The 18,064-nt window shown below is 39.6% G+C and carries 19 protein-coding genes and 1 riboswitch; of the genes, 11 read left to right on the plus strand and 8 right to left on the minus strand.

Features of this window, described 5'->3' with window-relative positions:
• The 6 genes from VB715_RS21145 to VB715_RS21170 form a co-directional block, all read left to right on the plus strand.
• Nucleotides 1-934: tetratricopeptide repeat-containing protein (locus tag VB715_RS21145; protein WP_323303175.1), on the plus strand; the 934-nt coding region annotated here is incomplete at its 5' end.
• 119 nt (nucleotides 935-1,053) lie between these two features.
• On the plus strand, nucleotides 1,054-1,257 hold the full coding sequence (locus VB715_RS21150) for a DUF2281 domain-containing protein (RefSeq protein ID WP_323303176.1): 204 nt from the start codon (nucleotides 1,054-1,056) through the stop codon (nucleotides 1,255-1,257).
• A gap of 2 nt (nucleotides 1,258-1,259) precedes the next feature.
• Entirely contained in the window at nucleotides 1,260-1,514 is a 255-nt protein-coding gene (locus VB715_RS21155; RefSeq protein ID WP_323303177.1) for a type II toxin-antitoxin system RelE/ParE family toxin, read from the plus strand.
• 115 nt (nucleotides 1,515-1,629) lie between these two features.
• Nucleotides 1,630-1,839: a hypothetical protein gene (locus VB715_RS21160; RefSeq protein ID WP_323303178.1), complete on the plus strand. Its 210-nt coding sequence runs from the start codon at nucleotides 1,630-1,632 to the stop codon at nucleotides 1,837-1,839.
• Nucleotides 1,836-2,102 (plus strand): type II toxin-antitoxin system mRNA interferase toxin, RelE/StbE family, encoded by a 267-nt coding sequence (locus VB715_RS21165; protein ID WP_323293373.1) that lies wholly within the window; start codon nucleotides 1,836-1,838, stop codon nucleotides 2,100-2,102. Before VB715_RS21160 ends, VB715_RS21165 begins: the two co-directional genes overlap by 4 nt.
• A gap of 105 nt (nucleotides 2,103-2,207) precedes the next feature.
• The gene (locus tag VB715_RS21170) at nucleotides 2,208-2,339 is read left to right on the plus strand and encodes a type II toxin-antitoxin system HicB family antitoxin (RefSeq protein ID WP_323303193.1); all 132 of its coding nucleotides are present in this window, start codon (nucleotides 2,208-2,210) and stop codon (nucleotides 2,337-2,339) included.
• A 16-nt stretch (nucleotides 2,340-2,355) separates the two neighbouring features.
• Here the strand turns inward: VB715_RS21170 and VB715_RS21175 are convergent, their stop codons facing one another.
• From VB715_RS21175 to VB715_RS21190, 4 genes are all read right to left on the minus strand, one after another.
• The gene (locus VB715_RS21175) at nucleotides 2,356-4,650 is read right to left on the minus strand and encodes a hypothetical protein (RefSeq protein WP_323303179.1); all 2,295 of its coding nucleotides are present in this window, start codon (nucleotides 4,648-4,650) and stop codon (nucleotides 2,356-2,358) included.
• A 31-nt stretch (nucleotides 4,651-4,681) separates the two neighbouring features.
• A complete protein-coding gene (locus VB715_RS21180) occupies nucleotides 4,682-7,048 on the minus strand; it encodes a DNA polymerase III subunit gamma/tau (protein WP_323303180.1) in 2,367 nt (788 codons plus the stop codon).
• Between the two features lie 139 nt (nucleotides 7,049-7,187).
• Nucleotides 7,188-8,159 (minus strand): quinolinate synthase NadA, encoded by a 972-nt coding sequence (nadA, locus tag VB715_RS21185; RefSeq protein ID WP_323303181.1) that lies wholly within the window; start codon nucleotides 8,157-8,159, stop codon nucleotides 7,188-7,190.
• A gap of 106 nt (nucleotides 8,160-8,265) precedes the next feature.
• A complete protein-coding gene (locus VB715_RS21190) occupies nucleotides 8,266-9,699 on the minus strand; it encodes a DUF4335 domain-containing protein (protein ID WP_323303182.1) in 1,434 nt (477 codons plus the stop codon).
• A 145-nt stretch (nucleotides 9,700-9,844) separates the two neighbouring features.
• On the opposite strand from VB715_RS21190, the gene VB715_RS21195 reads away from it, so the two are divergent.
• The 4 genes from VB715_RS21195 to VB715_RS21210 are packed head-to-tail and all read left to right on the plus strand — an operon-like array spanning nucleotide 9,845 to nucleotide 14,108.
• Nucleotides 9,845-10,948: an ABC transporter ATP-binding protein gene (locus VB715_RS21195; protein WP_323303183.1), complete on the plus strand. Its 1,104-nt coding sequence runs from the start codon at nucleotides 9,845-9,847 to the stop codon at nucleotides 10,946-10,948.
• A complete protein-coding gene (locus VB715_RS21200) occupies nucleotides 10,935-12,233 on the plus strand; it encodes an ABC transporter substrate-binding protein (protein WP_323303184.1) in 1,299 nt (432 codons plus the stop codon). Before VB715_RS21195 ends, VB715_RS21200 begins: the two co-directional genes overlap by 14 nt.
• A 28-nt stretch (nucleotides 12,234-12,261) precedes the next feature.
• A complete protein-coding gene (locus VB715_RS21205) occupies nucleotides 12,262-13,239 on the plus strand; it encodes a sugar ABC transporter permease (RefSeq protein WP_323303185.1) in 978 nt (325 codons plus the stop codon).
• Nucleotides 13,236-14,108, plus strand: coding sequence for a carbohydrate ABC transporter permease (locus VB715_RS21210; protein WP_323303186.1), 873 nt, complete (start codon nucleotides 13,236-13,238; stop codon nucleotides 14,106-14,108). The genes VB715_RS21205 and VB715_RS21210 overlap by 4 nt, the downstream gene beginning before the upstream one ends.
• Nucleotides 14,109-14,116: 8 nt before the next feature.
• On the opposite strand, the gene map is transcribed toward VB715_RS21210, so the two are convergent.
• Entirely contained in the window at nucleotides 14,117-14,989 is an 873-nt protein-coding gene (gene map, locus VB715_RS21215) for a type I methionyl aminopeptidase (protein WP_323303187.1), read from the minus strand.
• Between the two features lie 321 nt (nucleotides 14,990-15,310).
• Between map and VB715_RS21220 the strand changes: the two genes are divergently transcribed.
• The gene (locus VB715_RS21220; RefSeq protein ID WP_323303188.1) at nucleotides 15,311-15,940 is read left to right on the plus strand and encodes a cupin; all 630 of its coding nucleotides are present in this window, start codon (nucleotides 15,311-15,313) and stop codon (nucleotides 15,938-15,940) included.
• A 55-nt stretch (nucleotides 15,941-15,995) separates the two neighbouring features.
• Here the strand turns inward: VB715_RS21220 and VB715_RS21225 are convergent, their stop codons facing one another.
• From VB715_RS21225 to ribE, 3 genes are all read right to left on the minus strand, one after another.
• Entirely contained in the window at nucleotides 15,996-16,220 is a 225-nt protein-coding gene (locus VB715_RS21225; protein ID WP_323303189.1) for a riboflavin synthase subunit alpha, read from the minus strand.
• A gap of 34 nt (nucleotides 16,221-16,254) precedes the next feature.
• Nucleotides 16,255-16,337: riboswitch (Glutamine riboswitch) on the minus strand.
• 119 nt (nucleotides 16,338-16,456) lie between these two features.
• Complete coding sequence (locus VB715_RS21230; RefSeq protein ID WP_323303190.1) at nucleotides 16,457-16,864, minus strand: hypothetical protein; 408 nt, start codon at nucleotides 16,862-16,864, stop codon at nucleotides 16,457-16,459.
• A gap of 318 nt (nucleotides 16,865-17,182) precedes the next feature.
• Entirely contained in the window at nucleotides 17,183-17,872 is a 690-nt protein-coding gene (gene ribE, locus VB715_RS21235) for a riboflavin synthase (protein WP_323303194.1), read from the minus strand.
• Nucleotides 17,873-18,064: the final 192 nt, after the last annotated feature.

Raw genomic sequence — 18,064 nt, forward strand, 5'->3', positions numbered from 1 at the left:
CGAATCTCAAGGACGTTACCCAGAAGCTGAACCCTTGTATCTGCGATCGCTGTCTATCAGGGAACAACAATTGGGGGAAAATCATCCCGATGTTGCTACCAGTCTCAACAATTTAGCTGGTTTGTACCGTTCTCAAGGACGTTACCCAGAAGCAGAACCCTTGTATCGGCGATCGCTGTCTATCAGGGAACAACAATTGGGGGAAAATCATCCCGATGTTGCTACCAGTCTCAACAATTTAGCTGGTTTGTACCGTTCTCAAGGACGTTACCCAGAAGCAGAACCCTTGTATCTGCGATCGCTGTCTATCATAAAACAACAATTGGGGGAAAATCATCCCCATGTTGCTTCCAGTCTCAACAATTTAGCAGGTTTGTACGAATCTCAAGGACGTTACCCAGAAGCAGAACCCTTGTATCTGCGATCGCTGTCTATCATAAAACAACAATTGGGGGAAAATCATCCCCATGTTGCTTCCAGTCTCAACAATTTAGCAGGTTTGTATGAATCTCAAGGACGTTACCCAGAAGCAGAACCCTTGTATCTGCGATCGCTGTCTATCTGGGAACAACAATTGGGGGAAAATCATCCCTCTGTTGCTACCAGTCTCAACAATTTAGCTTTGTTGTATGAAACGCAAGGAAAGCTAGAAGAAGCAGAAAGATTTGCACAACAAGCATTAACAATGTATCAAGCTGCATTAAGTGATAATCATCCTCATACTCTTAATTCATTGCTTACAGTTAAATGTTTCCAGATGATGAAGCTTTTGGGATGCGATAAACAAACATTGTTGGGTATTCTACAAGCAATTGCAGAGGCGAATAATATTCCCCAGTTGAATACAGAAACAATGTTGATGTTACTGGACTTTATGTCGGATAATCCCGAATTATTGGAGAGTTTGCGGGAACAAATATCAACGAGAACATGATAAAGTACGGTAATTTAATGGCTTTGTAGGGGTTTAACACCGTTAAACCCTGAGCGACATTAAAATAGTGGTATAAGTTTATGTTAGACTAAGATTATAAAATATAATCAGCAAAAACTATGACAATTAAAGAACAACTCATTAAAGAAATTGAACATATTCCTGATACTCTCTTAGGACAATTACTTGATTATGTACTCTTTCTTAAAGAACGACATATTGAAGAAGAAATCAGCGAAGAAGAACGTGATAATATTATTGCATCTGAGTCTGCTTATCAATCAGGAGATTACTTAACCCTTGAAGAATATGAGGCTAGTTAAAATTGAGCTATCATATTATTATTCCTAAACCTGTTCAAAAGCAACTAGACGAATTACCTCAAAAACAACGCAAACGAATGATTGCAGACATTCGACTTCTTGCTGATACACCTCGTCCTAATGGAGTTAAAAAGCTTAAAGGATATGATAACAGTTATCGAATCAGAATAGGTAACTATCGTGTAATTTACAGAATTCAAGACAAAGAAATGCTGATTCTTGTCTTAAGTTGTATTCATCGTAAAGATGCTTATTAAACTAGAGTAATTTAATAGCTTTGTAGGGGTTTAATACCGTTAAACCCTGAGCGACATTCACACATATATAAATAATATATATAATAGGATAGTCACCATTAAAGGATAAAAAAACATGGAATCAATCATTAATGAAGAAAAGACAAAAGAACTTCTAACTGAAATTTTAATAGAGATGATGCAATCGAAACGAGAAATCTTTTATGAAATTGTTTTAGAAGCGTTAGAAGAAATCGGGTTAGCTAACGCCATAATTGAAGGAAGACAGAATGAATTTGTTTCCGAAGAAGAAATATTTTCAATTCTTGATAGCGAAGTAGAATGAAAATTAAATTTGAATCAAAATTTGCGAAAGACTTGAAGAAAATCAAAGATAAAAAACTATTATTAAATGTTAAAGAGAGCATCAATGAATGTAAATTAGCTGATAGTTTAAGTGAAATCAATAATCTCAAAAAACTTAAAGGTTATCAAACATTTTATCGCCTGAAAATAGGAGACTATCGAATTGGGATTGAAATCACTAATAATGAATTGATTTTTGTTCGCTTTTTACATAGAAAAGAAGTTTATCGATTCTTCCCCTAACAAGTTTATGAGGCTACAGTATTTTAATGGTTTGTCAAAGATTAGGGCATAATAGTATTATGCCCCTACAGCAATTTAATGGCTTTGTAGGGGTTTAACACCGTTATTGAAAAGGACAAAGATACCAATCTTTATGTAGGTTATGTCCCCGGTTTTGCTGGCGCACATTCCACTGGTGAAACCTTGGATGAATTACACAAAAACTTACAAGAAGTAATTGAAATGTTATTAGAATAAGTTATTTACTTTTATTTTAATCAAGAATCAAATATTTAGCATTAGGAGGAAACTGTAAAGAAATTTGCTTATTATCGCTTTTTAGTTTAACCTTTCCTTGAGCCACTCCATTAGCATCTAAAATAGTTCCTTGAGTTAACTTAGGATTATTAATAGTTAAAGTAACATCATTTTTAATGAGTCGCCAAGGAGCTTTACCATAATTTATTACCTCAAACTCTTGTTGTAAATTACCTTTTTTGTCTTGCCAAGTCACCTCTTTTTGTTGCCAACCTGTAGGACGAGCAATAGTTCCCATTTGGACTAAAATTTGCTGGGACTGGTTAAGGGGTTTATTATCCATTGATACCACTAAAATTGTACCATATTCATTGTTAGAAGTAATGGTTGTATCTCCTAATTTTACTGTACCTAAATTCTTTAAAAATCCTGTCACACCTTGGGCTTTTGGCGTGTTTATTGTACAAAATCCTTGTTGATAATTCCAGGTAATTTCCCCAGTAATAGACCGAATAATTTTGGCTTTTTCATCGATGTATTCATTAAGATTTAAAGCCTGACTTTGGGAAGATTTATCTTGATAAGTTACTTCTACAGGCCCCACTAAAAAGGCTAAAGGATTAATTCTATTAGATAGGTTATTATTGCTATTAGCTGTTTCTTGATCTCGGTTAGGATCAAAACTTTTAGTTTCTGAAATTAATGGGGCTTTTCGTTGCCATAAATCCTTGAGTTCTCGTTTTTCTTGAATGACTGGTTTTCCTTGTTTAATATAACCTTGACGATACATCAAAGCCGCAGCAGGAAAGTTTCCTAGCAATTCTGGGGTATTTATTACCCATTTACCCAGAGAAGGTTTATAACCATTTGCAGAAGAAGGTTGTCGCCATTGGGGTTCTTTCATACTAAACCAATAGAAGCCATCAACTCCAGTTAAAGATTGAAAAATACTGACTAAAAATGGCCCTTCTGACTGATATCCTAAAGGTGGAACCCAGGAACTTTCTGAGATAATCATGGGATGATTTGCAACTTGTTTAAGATTAAGAGGAAAGGAATAAGGGTCAAATAAAACCGAACGATTTGTAAACTTATCCCCATTAACAATTGCCCATCCTGAAAATTTTCCTTGATGCTCCCCTCCATTATAATAACGATTAACACCAATGACTTCTGTTGCGGTGTAAGAATAACGTTCTAAATCATTGAGTTTTACAGGGTCTGCTGTTTTCCAATTCCCCGCATTAATTAATTGTTTTGCCCCAATTTCTTCCCGCAAGAAACGCTTTATTTCTGTATTAAAATCATACATTTTTTCAGTCAAGAATTCTGTCTGATCATCCATTCGTTTCGTTTTTCTACTCCAGAATTTTTGTTCTTTAGTTAACTCCCATAGTTTATAAAAGCCGACTAATTTTTTATCAAAATTATCTTCTTTAATTGATACTCCTCCCCAAGCTTCTGACGCTTTTTCTAAGCTTCCGTATTTTTTGATTAACCAATCACTAAATTGATGTTTTAAAATCTCTAAATCTCGACCCTTAAGCTGATCAAATGTCCAAAATAATAAAGAGTCTTCATTTTGTAGTTGAATAATTGCGATCGCTGGATCATCTTTTAGGGCAATTCCCGTATAAGGATTTACAGGTTCCAATAAATTTTTTAACCAATTTTTATAGGCTTTTTGTAATTCTGGATCAAAGAATAATAAAGCATGAAAGGTTTTACTATCACGGGGAATTGTCCAATTTTTTTGAGGTTTAAGCGCATTAGGATAATAAGGAGAGATAGTTAAATAAATCCCTTCTTTTTTCATTGCTGCTACATATTCCCACAGTTGCTGACGGGCATTTTTATCTATTTCTTGTAAAGGTAAATTTTTATTTTTGCCGACACTTTGACCATGCCAACGTACCATATTAACTCCCCGTTTTGCTAAAAATTTAGCATTATCTTGTAAAGCATCATATCCTTTTCGCCAAACATCGGAATTAACTGCCCAAAATCTAATGGACTTTCCATCACCTTTTACAAAGTCTTTCTCATCAGAAGATAGACGAATAAATCCTGATTCTCCAGCGATTTTTTCATTGAGATATCGTAAGTCTAATAAGGCGTTTTTATCGTAGTTATCTCTTCCTGCTTCAAAGGGCCAAGTTTCTTTCTCTCTATTATTATTGGCGGCTGCTTGTGTAATGATGTCTTCCTGAGAAGATGCCTGATTTTTTAAGGCACATGACATAGTAATAAAGGATAATAATAAGCTCAAAACCAAGGGAAAGGTTAGGTTATTTAAGTTGGGCTTTGTCATAGTTTATTCCACAAATTACAGTAATTTTTACTTAAAAATCGAGATTTTCGTCACTTTCTGGGATGGCTTCCTCTCTGTTGATTTTAGGTCTCTTTTTAGAGGAAGAGTTTTGATGATCGCTGGTGTTTTTTATCGGTTTATCCTCTGTTTCTTGCGGATTTATTTCTTGTTTATTAAGGCTTTGATTTTCTTCAATTTCTTGTGGTTCAAATGGCTGAGATGATTGACTATCTTCTTCTAACAATAAAGGTAATTTTTCTGGTAATTCTAATTCTTCTCCTAATATTTCTTCTCTATCTTCTATAAACTTAATTAGGTTGACTTCTTCAATCTCATGCTTTTTCGGTTGTTGAACTTCCTGAGATAATTGACTATCTTGTTCTAAGAATAAAGGTAATTGTTCTGGTAATTCTAATTCCTCTTCTAACCTTTGTTTATCATCTTTTGTTGTCATTTCTGTCTGTTCTATTTTTTGAGATAAGTTCTGATCAGAAATGCTTTGATTAGAAGTATCCTCAGAAACATTGACTTGTTCATTTTCCAAATCATTGATAATATTAACAATCTCTCCTTCAAAAAATTTAGCTACCTTGTCCACTGCTTTTTTAAGTTGATCTTCAGAAGGCTCAACTAAATCAGAAATTTCTGGAATAATAGGCTCCTGAATCTGCTCCTCAACTTTATTCAAGAGAGGAATTTCTTCTTTTTTTTTAGTAAAAGTTTCTGATTCATTCTGAGTCAATATATGATTATTTTCATTCAATGATTGACCATTATTATTACTATTATGATTAATGATATTAGGAGAAACCGATGAAGATTTAGACTCAGAATAATCAGCAATATAGCCGGAATTTACTTTAAAATTAACCTTAACTTTATGTCCACAAACTAACTCAAATGCAGCTTCAATTTGAGGCAATTGGTTTTGGGCAGCTTTCAGTAAACCTTGAGTTTTAATGTTGATAGTTGCCACAGTTCCTTGATAACTAATTAAGTGACCATGCTCTTTAATTAATGCTGATGAAAGACGAGGAAGTTTAGATAATATCAATTGCCAGAGTTGAACTAGATCAACGTTTTGGGAATCAATTCCATTAAATTCGGTATTAGTCGGAGAAGAATTATCCTGATGATTAATAACTTCAGGTGGGTTTATCTCCGGTTTAACTTCCGTCTTTTCAGAGGGCAAAGAACTAGGTTTAGGTAGGATTGTTTCTTGAGAAGAATGATTAGGTTTTGGAGTAGGATTAAGAGGTATTTTTTGAGGAATAGAAACCGTTTCAATAATCGTTTGAGGACGACAGACAGAAGGCAGTAAACCTAATAGGGTAACTTCTAACCATAAACGGGGTTGAGTGGTATTTTTTAGCTGAAATTCACTGTCTTTTAGCTTTTGTTGACCCATTAAAATTGTTTCAATTTCCCACTCTTGTGCTTCTTGACATAAATCTTGCCAAGTTGTTGCCGTAACTGCGACTAAATCAGCCCGATTTGCAGCCGTTTTCGCAATTAATAGATTAAGATAAAAACTAGCTAAATTTTGCAAAACGACTAAGGGTTCTCGCCCTCGGTTCATCAATTGGCGACAAGATTCTATGACGGTTTCTGATTGATTAGAATGAATCGCTTGTAATAATAATAATAAGTCTCTCTCCGGGACTGCTCCCACTAAATCCCAAACTTTTTCAGGGGTAACAGTTCCTGATGATAAGCTTAATTGATCTAATAAACTTTCTGCATCTCTTAAGCCACCATTGGAAATTTGGGCCACTAAAGTTAAGGCTTCTTTCTCAATTTCAATCGTTTCTTTTTGAGCAATTTCTGTTAAATGTTTAACCATTGCTTCTAAGGGAATGCGACGATAGTCGAAGCGTTGACAACGGGAAATAATGGTCGGTAAAACTCGCTGAGGATCAGTTGTCGCTAGCACAAAAATAACCCGATCTGGGGGTTCCTCTAAGGTCTTTAATAAGGCGTTAAAGGCTGCCACACTCAGCATATGGCATTCATCTATCACATACACTTTATAACGGCACTGTACCGGGGCAAATTGGGCCCGTTCGATGATTTCTCGAATGTTATCAACCCCAGTGTTACTTGCTGCGTCAATTTCAATTACATCTAACGCGGAACCCCTGGCGATCGCCCGACAAACCTCACAGTTGCCACAAGGAGTCGCGGTGGGATATTCAACCGCTAGACAATTAAGGGATTTGGCTAAAATCCGCGCACTAGAGGTTTTTCCCGTTCCCCTTGGCCCCGTAAATAAATAGGCGGGAGCAATGCGTCTGGTGGCGATCGCATTGGTTAAGGTGGTGGCGATCGCTTCTTGCCCCACTAAGTCGGCAAAAATTTGGGGGCGATATTTATGATGGAGGGGTTCATAGGAAGACATTAGAAGGCTAGTGTACGGTTATCGGTTAAAACGCTGAGATAATCATTGTATCCCACATTCAAAAATTGATAACAATAGATAAGTTGTTGGTGGGCATTGCCCACCCTAGATTAAGCATTAATGCTAAAGATAATTTCAGCTATTTAGACATTTCTAACATTCTTTGAATAGGACGTAAGGCCGCTACTCGAATTGATTCATCCATAATAATTTCTGGCTGCTTAAACTTCATAGCTAAATACAATTTTTCTAGGGTATTGAGACGCATATAAGGGCATTCATTACAAGCACAATTATTCATGGCTGGTGCAGGAATAAACATCTTATTAGGGTTGTATTTTTGCATCTGATGAATAATCCCCGGTTCAGTCGCAACAATAAATATTTGATGGGAACTCTGATGGGAATAGTTGAGTAAAGCCGTGGTGGAACCAATATAATCAGCATGGTGTAAAACCGAGGGTTCACACTCAGGATGAGCCAAAATTTCGGCTTCGGGATGCTCAATTTTTAATTGTACAATCTTCTTCTCTGAAAAGGTTTCATGAACGATACAACTGCCTTGCCATAAAATCAGATCTCGTCCTGTTTGTTCCATTACATATCGTCCTAAATTGCGATCTGGTGCAAAAATAATCGGACGATCTTTTGGTAGTTGATTAACAATTTTTACGGCATTAGAACTCGTACAAATAACATCACTCATGGCCTTGATTTCTGCTGTACAATTAATGTACGAAACCACCAAAGCATCGGGATATTGTGCCTTAAATTTGGCAAATTCTGCCGGAGGACAACTCTCAGCTAAGGAACATCCCGCGTCTAAATCTGGTAATAAAACTAATTTATCAGGATTCAAAATTTTGGCGGTTTCTGCCATAAAATGAACTCCCGCAAAGACGATTACTTCTGCTTGCGTCGTGGCAGCTTGCTGAGAAAGACCGAGAGAATCTCCAATAAAATCAGCAATATCTTGAATATCAGGATCTTGATAGTAATGAGCCAAAATAATCGCTTTTAAATCTCTTTTAAGCTCATTAATTGCTGAAAATAAATCATTAGGTAGCAAATTAAGGGCAGATGTTGACGGGGGTTTTATAGTAGTGAACACGGTAGGGTACAATTCCTCCCAGAATTATAGTTGATCTTACCAAAACTATTATAACAAAAAGCAGATTATAGCATGATTTATTCAACTTTAAATTAGAAATGGCTCCTTATTCCAAAAAGGTTTTAACAGTTCCATTGGGACTCAAAACAAGGCGAATGGTTTGATTGCCAGGAACATCGAGACTAGAGACAAAAGCCGTTCCAGGGGCAGGAATACCTGTCTGGGGAGTATAAAGAGCCGCAGCCTTACCCAAAGGAATAGTCTGTTTAAGAGAGCCATCGGGTTGCACAATTAAGCGATATTCCAGGGTTTGGGCCAACTTCTTCGGAGGTTGCCATCGCGCTTGTACATATTGCCTCGCTTCTGCCACTTGCGGAATGGCATCCAGTAGGGTCATGTTAGGGCTAGGTTTCACCGCAACGGATGTTTCCTGTGATTGTAATTCGTTAGGAATAGTGACAGTATCCCTTGGCGATCGCTGATTAGGGACTCTCGCTTGTAAGGTTGGGGGTGGGGGAAGAGTCGGCTGTCTCATCAATTGTGCCACTGCATCAGGGGGTAAGGCGGGCATAACGATGGGGGTTTCGCCATTGGGCAGTAGATGCACCGGAACCTCATAATTGGCTCCATTGGGAACAGAATTAGCCGTATTGGGTTTGGGGGGAGCGGGAGGAGCAATGGGAGGCGGGGGTAAGACGCGCAGTGGAGGGGCTTGAATCGCAATGTTAGGATTACGGAGAGGCACGGTTCCTTGACCAATTTGAGAAGGGGGAGGCAAAGGATCACGATTAGCTAAATTAGGGTCTAAGGAAGGCTGAGAGATAGATTTATTCGGTGCTGGGGGAACAGGGGGTAAAACATCAAGAAAAGAACGGCGATTTGCTTGATCATTAGAATTTTCCTTCTCCGATGACTCTGAGGAAGTCATTTGTCTCACCCATTGCACCCCGACGGTAGGAATTAAGACGGCAAGTAACGCCGCTATTGTCGCCGCACTCCACACCCAAAAGGTTTTACGAGGGGAGTTGGTTTCAGGAGAGACGAGGGAAATAATAGTATCGCTGTATTCCTCTAAGGCATTGAGGAGATCAAACAGTTGAGAGGCACTAAGATTAATGGTGGGATGAGTGGCTTGGTTGGCCAAAGAACCTAAGTTAAGCTTGTGGGTGAGTAATCCGGTAGGGGAAAGGGCGGGCATTTCCTCCGACAACAAAGATGGGTTAGGTTGTTCCTCAAAACAGCTTTGTGGCGAGTTTGAGGGTTGCTCAGGGGCCATCAGACAACGGGAAGTTTGGGAGAGAAAATTCTGCACATAAGAAGCCACCACATCATAAAGTAACTCTAATTGAGAGCGATCGCCTTTAATCGTCACTTGTTGCTCTTCTAAGAGTCGGGGGTCATCAAAATGCAGTTCAAATTCTAGATTATCTAAGATGTTATTCTCGTGCCAACGGGATAATAGGGGACGTTTGTCCCAAAGTTTGAGGGTACAGGTGGGGGGCGTGTAGAGTCGAATCGGGGCATTATCAAAGAGCATCATGATTCAAGAGTCATCTAAAATGTCGCAACTATTGCCAGGTTTTAACATGAGTATAGTCAAATTTGACATTATGTGTAGAATTAGTTACGGTGAAATCGCATAAGTAAATCTAATGCACATCCCAAAGCTAAAATGAGAAAAGCTGATGGCGAATGTAACCTTTGAACAAGTAACGAAGCGATTTGAAGATTATGTCGCTGTTAATAATCTAAATCTAGAGATTGAGGATGGGGAATTTCTGGTCTTTGTGGGGCCGTCAGGTTGTGGAAAAACCACGTCCTTAAGGCTATTAGCGGGTCTAGAGTCCATTACCCAAGGACAAATTTCTATTGGCGATCGCCGAGTGAATGAACTGTCCCCCAAAGATCGAGATATTGCCATGGTGTTCCAATCCTATGCTCTCTATCCTCACATGAGCGTCTTTGAAAATATGGCGTTTAGTTTACAGTTGCAGGGAAAATCCTCCATAGAAATTAAGCAGCGAGTCCACGGTGCGGCCCAACAGTTGGGGATCGAAAAGCTACTTAATCGTAAACCCAAAGAACTGTCAGGGGGTCAACGACAACGGGTGGCAGTCGGTCGGGCCATTGTACGGAAACCTGCGGTATTTTTGATGGATGAACCCTTGTCTAATCTGGATGCAAAGTTGCGAGTACAGGCCAGAAAAGAGATTAGCAAACTTCATACTGATCTAAAAACCACGTTTATATATGTCACCCATGATCAAGTAGAAGCGATGACTATGGGCGATCGCATTGCGGTGATGAAGGATGGAATTTTGCAACAGGTAGACACCCCAAGTAATTTATACAACAATCCGACGAATATGTTCGTCGCGGGATTTATTGGTAGTCCGGCGATGAATTTTTTTGAGGTAGAAAGGCTTGAACAAGGAGGGAAGCCCTATTTAAAATGGGGTCAGACCTTAATTCATCTCATGTTTCCAGAGACAGAAGATCGCCTCCTTACCCTGGGAATTCGTCCCGAAAATATTTACCATCCCCAATACCTCCCCCCAGATATTCAAGGGTTCAAAATCAAAGCAGTGGTTAATCTTGTGGAAATGATGGGTAATGAACTCATTGTTTATCTGGAAACCCCAGAAGGTTCAGAATTAGTGGCTCGTCTTGATCCTCGTGTTAAGGTAAGGTCGGGAGAAACCCTCGATTTATTATTAGATAGCCAACGCATTTATCTATTTGATAGTCATCAGCAAACCATTCAATTTATGTTTAATGAAACAGTATAAACAAACCCCATTACTTAGCCTATGTTCTATCGCATTCATCAGTATTGCTTTGTTAGTGGGTTGTCAACCCGCCCAAGAATCCAGTGAAAGCACCAAAAAACAAGTTACCATCCTCGGTGTGGTGATCGGTGAACAGCAAAAAAAACTTGAACAAGCTTTAGCTGCCTTTACGGAAGAAACAGGTATTGAAATCGTTTATGAAGGGACAGACACTTTTGCCACCACCTTACCCATTCGTGTAGATTCGGGTAATCCTCCAGATTTGGCCATGTTCCCCCAACCAGGGTTGATGAAGGATTTTGCCAAAGAAGGCAAATTGATCCCCCTGACGAACTTTATGACTCCCCAACAGTTGCAAGACGCTTATGCTGATTCTTGGTTGGAATTGGGCAGCGTTGATGATACGGTTTATGGGGTTTGGTATCGAGCTTCGGTGAAAAGTTTGGTATGGTATAACTCAAAAGTCTTTAAGAAAAACGGTTACGAGATTCCCAAAACTTGGGATGAGATGATCGCCTTGAGCGATCGCCTGGTAGCAGAAGGAAAAACCCCCTGGTGTATTGGCCTAGAAAGTGGAGATGCGACGGGATGGGTTGCTACAGACTGGGTTGAAGATATCATGTTACGAACGGCAGGGGCGAAAACTTATGATCGGTGGATTACTCACCAAATCCCTTTTACCGATCAGTCTGTGAAAAATGCCTTGGAAACTTTTGGCAAAATTGTCCGTAATAAAAACTATGTCTATGGTGGCATGGTGGGAGTCCTCAGCACACCTTTTGGCGATTCAATTCAAGGGTTATTTGGGGATAAGCCTAATTGTTATCTCCATCGTCAGGCCACTTTTATTGCCTCTTTTCTGCCAGAAGATGTGAACATCACCGAAGATGTCGGGATTTTCCCCTTGCCACCCATCAATGCAGAGCAAGGTTTACCCATTTTGGTAGCAGGGGATGTGTTTGCCATGTTTAATGACACACCAGAAGCTCGCAAGTTAATGGAGTATCTGGCCAGTAAAGTTCCCCATGAAGTTGCTGCGGGTTTAGGGGGCTATATTTCTCCCCGAAAAAACATCTCTTTAACGCTCTATCCTGACCAATTAATGAAAAAACAGGCGCAAATTCTGGCTGATGCGGAAGTTATCCGCTTTGATGCCTCAGACATGATGCCTGGTGCGGTGGGAACGGGAACCTTTTGGTCAGGGATGGTAGACTATGTTGGTGGGACGGATGTAGATACGGTTTTGCAAAATATTGAAAATAGTTGGCCAGAGTCAACTCAGTAGATTTAATTGTTGTCAAGATGAGAAAAAGATGGAAGTTATTTCTCGAATTTTAGAGGTAATTTTGGCGATCGCCTTTGGTTGTGGCGGCGTGATTGGCTTATTTTATCTGGCAAACTATGGTATTAATGCCCTGCCTAAACCCTGGAATCGTCACTTTTTGCCCTGGGTATATATCGCACCAGCGATGATTGTATTATCCACCTATTTAATTTGGCCGACTATCCAGACAATTTATCTCAGCTTTTTTGATGGGCGATCTCAGAACTTTGTCGGCTTAAAAAATTATATTTTTGCTTTCACGGATCAAGGGATGTTGGTGGCATTTCGTAACAATTTATTATGGCTTGTTTTGGTGACGGGAATTAGCGTCAGTTTAGGATTAATTATCGCTGTCTTGGTGGATAAAGTCTCCTATGAACCCATTGCTAAATCCCTGATTTTCTTACCGATGGCGATCTCTTTTGTCGGGGCAAGTGTCATTTGGAAATTTATCTATGCTTACAAACCCATGGGAGATGCTCAAATTGGTTTGCTTAACGCTGTGATAGTCAATTTGGGTTTTGAACCTGTGGGTTGGTTGGTGGAACGTTACGTTAATAATTTTGCCCTAATTGCTATTATGATTTGGCTTTATACGGGCTTTTGTATGGTGATTTTATCCTCTGCTGTCAAAGGGATTCCAGAAAATATCATCGAAGCGGCTCGCATTGATGGGGCAAACAGTTGGCAAATTTTTTGGCAGATCACCATTCCGATGATTCGTTCCACAATTTTAGTGGTTAGTACGACGGTAATCATTTTGGTGTTGAAAGTGTTTGATATTGTCTTTGTGATGACGGGAGGAAATCAAGGAACGGAAGTGATTGCTAGTCGCATGATTAAAGAAATGTTTAACTTTCGTAATTTTGGACGGGGGAGTGCGATCGCTGTCATTTTATTACTATTAATTATTCCCGTCATGATCGGTAATATTCGCAGATTTAGATCACAGGAAAGATTAAGATGATCAAGAAAAAAAACCAACCTAAAACGGAATTTTGGCAAAAAGCACCCATTCACATCTCTATTTTAATCATTTCTTTTATCTGGACTTTGCCCACGGTGGGACTTTTAATTAGTTCCTTTCGGCGGCGTGATGCTATGTTAAAGACGGGGTGGTGGTCAATTTTTGAACATCCTTTTGAACTCACCCAATATCATTTGGGTAATTACCTGGAAGTGTTGCAATCTCAGGGCATGGGACAGGCTTTTTTAAACAGTTTGACCATTGCCATTCCAGCAACGGTGATTCCCATTGCGATCGCCACTTTTGCGGCCTATGCTTTTGCTTGGATGAAATTCCCCGGACGGCAACTCTTATTTATCATCGTGGTCTGCTTATTGGTAGTTCCCCTACAAACGACTCTGATTCCCATTTTGCGGATGTACCGAGATTTAGGGTTATCTAACAGTTTTTTGGGGGTTTGGTTGGCCCATACGGGTTATGGTTTACCCCTCGGTATTTATTTGTTACGCAACTATATTGGCGCATTACCCAGAGATCTGATCGAAGCAGCAGAGGTTGATGGTGCATCCCATCTCAAAATTTTCACCAAGCTGATCGTTCCCCTCTCCATGCCAGCGATCGCCTCTTTTGCGGTGTTTCAATTTCTCTGGGTCTGGAATGATTTGCTGATTGCTCTAGTCTATCTTGGCGGAACTTCTGATGTTGCCCCTGTCACAATTCAACTGAGTAATATGGTCGGCTCTCGTGGTCAGGATTGGCATTTACTGACGGCTGGCGCATTTATTACCATGATTGTACCCTTAATCGTATTTTTTGGACTACAACGCTATTTTGTCCGGGGCATTCTGGCTGGTTCGGTAAAATCCTAATCAAGATATCAGGACTGGCAAATTCCTGTGCGATCAGTCAAAATTTCATAACCCGTTTCTGTTACTAATACAGTATGCTCAAACTGGGCGGAAAGGGCATTATCTACTGTTACCACCGTCCAGCGATCGCGTAGGGTTCGGGTATATTTTGACCCTTGATTAACAATCGGTTCAATGGCTAAAGTCATACCTGCTTTTAATTTTATATTCGGTAATTCTCTCGTACGATAATTAAAAACACAAGGTTCTTCATGAAGGTTCTGCCCTACCCCATGACCTGTATAATCTTCCACTACACTATAGCCATATTTTCTGACCAAATCTTCGATCGCACCCGCAATATCTAATAAATAATTACCTGCTTTTACCTGTTCAATTCCTGCATATAATGCTTCTTCTGCTGCTTGCATTAAACGATTGGTTTTAGGGGAAACTTTTCCCACGGCAATGGTAATACAAGAATCCCCATGATACCCTTTATAATAGGCTCCTGTATCGACTTTTAACAGATCCCCACGGCGAATCATTCGCTTCACATTGGGAATACCATGAACCACTTCTTGATTGATGCTGGCACAGATTGACCCTGTAAACCCATAATATCCCTTAAAACTGGGGGTTGCTCCCATTTCCCTGATTCTCTGTTCTGCATAAGCGTCAAGATCTCCCGTCGTCATCCCCGGTTTAACGATAGCCTCAATTTCTTTGAGAACGGTTGCGACAATACGGGCAGATTGACGCATGATAGCAATTTCTTCCGCAGATTTGATAGGGATACCGCGACGACTTTTTTTAGGGCGAGGTAGTCCCGTTTGTTGCTGTTTTTTCGGCTTATTCTGGGTTTTGTTTGACGAGGAGAAGAGGTTAGTCAGGATGTTCATGGGTTGATTTAATTGCCGTTTCCTGATTTTATCCTATTTTTGGAATTAATGTATGTTAGTAATCAAAATGTGTAGGGTGGGTTAGGTGGCGATAATTTATGCAAGTAATATGTTAATTGATTATCAACCGTAACCCACCATGATATTCACTCAGTTTTATGATAATTGAAACTCATCAAGAATTTCCTAACTGATCTTTGCTTAGTTCAGTATCAATAAAATTAAATTTCATTTAATTCTTGAGGAAACTTACCCCAACCATGAGTATCCTTAAATATTAGGTTCTGTAGTTTGGCCCTCAGTCAAATTTTAGGAGAGTTTATGCCACAACAAGACTGGTTAGTTAACGAAGATGGTGAATGTTTATCTTTTCCTTCCCCTAGACAATGGGACTTGTTAAACCAAACTACCCAATATCGACTACATCGGTTTTTAACAGAATTAGATGATATTATCAACCAAGCTGAGATAACGGGAGAAACGGAAACCGAATATCTGCCTAGTTTACGTCGCTTGGTACGAAAGTTATTGCTTAATGTTTATTGGGTAAGTAATCAAATTCCTAGCCCTTCTGAAAAGACAGGAACCGAGGTATCCTTACTCTATGATGAACCTGGCTATCCCCTAACCCTACAAACCGAGATTATGTTACCAGGTAGTAGCACTACAATTCATACCCATGGTACTTGGGGAGTGGTTGCTACCTTACAAGGACAACAAAAAAATGTCTTTTGGAAATGCGTCCCTACCCCAGAAAATCCTCAGAATATTGAGAAAGTTGATGAGAAAATCCTGCAGCCAGGAGATATTATTAGTTTTACCACAGAAGCGATTCACTGCGTCGAAGCCGTGGGGGATGAACCGTCTGTTACCTTAAATCTTTATGGGGATACCCACGCCGCTAAGCGGTTTAAGTTTGATCTCATTACCCACAAAGCCCATCGTTTTTAGGGAATTTCTGGGTTTCTTCGGGAAAAAATTTGAGATATTTTGTCGGACTTATCCCTTAATTAGCAGACTTTCTCTCTGTTCTGCTATTCAATCTATCAATAATCAAAGGAATCGCCACTATGCTTAACTTCAGGGGCCAAGGTGCGAAAAGGAGGGTTAAAAGAAAAGAAAGCAGGGCGATACATCCCATGGCTACTTTGGCCACATCTTCTGTGATGTTAAGGCTGAGAAAAGCAGACAGTGAGGCAATGGTTAGTGTAATTAAAGAAATTGTTAGCATCTTCTTGTTGCTACCTGATGATTCTCTATGGTTTGGGGCGTTCCTTCGGTTATGGGGTTTGAATCTACTTCCGTCTCCCTAAAGTATTCCCCCCAAAACTGTCTAGAGATGAACGATGACGCTATAGACATTTCTAAATATTACACAATTTTTAACATAGGTGTCAACCCCTAGTTAAGATTTGTTAAATACTCTATCATTTCCGTGATAGTTCCCTGGACAGCGTGAGGAAAGTCCTAAAAGCTCTTTTGTGAGTCGTTCATCTCAAACCATTGTATAGACTTATTGTTCATGGTTTCAGGTAGTTGACGGGTGGGTAGGGTTTGCATCCACAAGGCCATGACTAACAACCCAACGGTGATTAAGGTTTCCCAAAAAAAGAATTGACGAGAACCCTTTTCTATTTGTTTCGTGGTGGGATGCTTGACAGTTTTCCAACTCACCTGCTTGGGACTCTCTCCTTGATTTTTAGAAAGCCAGAAACTCAGGGGGGTTAAGGCAGTTTTTGGTAAATTGATCGGGTTGCTGGTTATTTCGGTTTTTTCTACGCTACTATATTCAGTAAAATTCATCTGCTCTTGAGATTGAGTATCGGGCGATCGCCTCTTTGTTTTTGGTGAATGATTTAATTTATTATTAGTCACTGGTGTGTTCTCCTCTGAAGTGCTGTTTTAAAAGCACAATAAATATCCCTCCACGACAGACAAAAGTCAGTCCCGTGGTTATTGCGTCAGCTATCTCTTTCAAATAGAGACAATTTATTTCATCTCCTCACACCAATGGGAGATTGTCTCTAAAGTCTGTTAATTAAAATGAAGCCGTGCAAGATCTACTATACCTAGTATGGCCCCTTATCTCAAAATCCGCCATCAAAGTTGAGGATTTTATGTAAAATTTACAGGGATCTCTCAAAAAATACTAACAATGATGGTTTCGATGTCCGCAAGAGCAGTAATAAAAGTTTACAAATAACCATTTTCTGTTAGGAAAGTTAAGCTAATCTCGGATGTTTCCTGTTGTGGCTGTAAAGGTTGTCCTAATAACTTAGCCACATATTTTCCTAAGATATCCCCTTCAATATTGACCCAATCTCCGATTTTCAGGTGACAAAGATTGGTTTGATGATAGGTATGGGGAATGACGGCCGCTTTAAACCAAGTTCCCTGGCGATCGCAGTCAGCCACCGTTAAACTAATGCCATTTACCGCCACACTCCCTTTAGGAATAAGATAACGTCCAATATAATGGTGCCACTGTTCTAAGCGAGAGGATGGGGCAGCAAAAGTCATTTCCCAAGCTTTATCTGTCGAGATAGACTCCTGTAAACAACCAATTCCATCGATATGGCCCGTCACAAAATGTCCTCCTAATTTACTACCAACCCGCAAAGAAGGTTCTATATTGACATAAGTTGCGGTTTGAATTTTTTGGGTTAAGGTAGTGCGTTGTAGGGTTTCTGGGGAGGCAGTGGCCACAAAACCATCATTGACAATTTCCTCAACGGTGAGACAGACTCCATCAACGGCCACACTATCCCCCAAGGCTAAATCTGATAAAATGGGATTGGTGGAGGCATCAAAAATCGAGAGGGTAAAGCGATCAGATTCGAGAGGGTATAAGATACCAAGACCTTGAATTAAACCAGTAAACATTGTTTTAGCATCACAGAAAAATATCTCTCTCGACGTTTCCTGAGAGAATTTTAGGAAGATTTTGGGATTAGGGGTCGAAGTGGTAGTCACCTACCACAACTCCCATTCAAAACCGGACATGAGACTTTCACCTCATCCGGCTCCTAGTCTAACTAGCCTGTTTTCATAGGGACGGTTACAAGAATGTCATTT

Source organism: Crocosphaera sp. UHCC 0190 (assembly GCF_034932065.1).
Lineage (GTDB): Bacteria > Cyanobacteriota > Cyanobacteriia > Cyanobacteriales > Microcystaceae > UHCC-0190.

Coding starts and splice junctions, on each gene's coding strand:
- VB715_RS21150 (WP_323303176.1), top strand. CDS start 1,054: ATGACAATTAAAGAACAACTCATTAAAGAAATTGAACATATTCCTGAT.
- VB715_RS21160 (WP_323303178.1), top strand. CDS start 1,630: ATGGAATCAATCATTAATGAAGAAAAGACAAAAGAACTTCTAACTGAA.
- VB715_RS21165 (WP_323293373.1), top strand. CDS start 1,836: ATGAAAATTAAATTTGAATCAAAATTTGCGAAAGACTTGAAGAAAATC.
- VB715_RS21175 (WP_323303179.1), bottom strand. CDS start 4,650: ATGACAAAGCCCAACTTAAATAACCTAACCTTTCCCTTGGTTTTGAGC.
- VB715_RS21180 (WP_323303180.1), bottom strand. CDS start 7,048: ATGTCTTCCTATGAACCCCTCCATCATAAATATCGCCCCCAAATTTTT.
- VB715_RS21190 (WP_323303182.1), bottom strand. CDS start 9,699: ATGATGCTCTTTGATAATGCCCCGATTCGACTCTACACGCCCCCCACC.
- VB715_RS21195 (WP_323303183.1), top strand. CDS start 9,845: ATGGCGAATGTAACCTTTGAACAAGTAACGAAGCGATTTGAAGATTAT.
- VB715_RS21200 (WP_323303184.1), top strand. CDS start 10,935: ATGAAACAGTATAAACAAACCCCATTACTTAGCCTATGTTCTATCGCA.
- VB715_RS21205 (WP_323303185.1), top strand. CDS start 12,262: ATGGAAGTTATTTCTCGAATTTTAGAGGTAATTTTGGCGATCGCCTTT.
- VB715_RS21210 (WP_323303186.1), top strand. CDS start 13,236: ATGATCAAGAAAAAAAACCAACCTAAAACGGAATTTTGGCAAAAAGCA.
- map (WP_323303187.1), bottom strand. CDS start 14,989: ATGAACATCCTGACTAACCTCTTCTCCTCGTCAAACAAAACCCAGAAT.
- VB715_RS21220 (WP_323303188.1), top strand. CDS start 15,311: ATGCCACAACAAGACTGGTTAGTTAACGAAGATGGTGAATGTTTATCT.
- VB715_RS21225 (WP_323303189.1), bottom strand. CDS start 16,220: ATGCTAACAATTTCTTTAATTACACTAACCATTGCCTCACTGTCTGCT.
- ribE (WP_323303194.1), bottom strand. CDS start 17,872: ATGTTTACTGGTTTAATTCAAGGTCTTGGTATCTTATACCCTCTCGAA.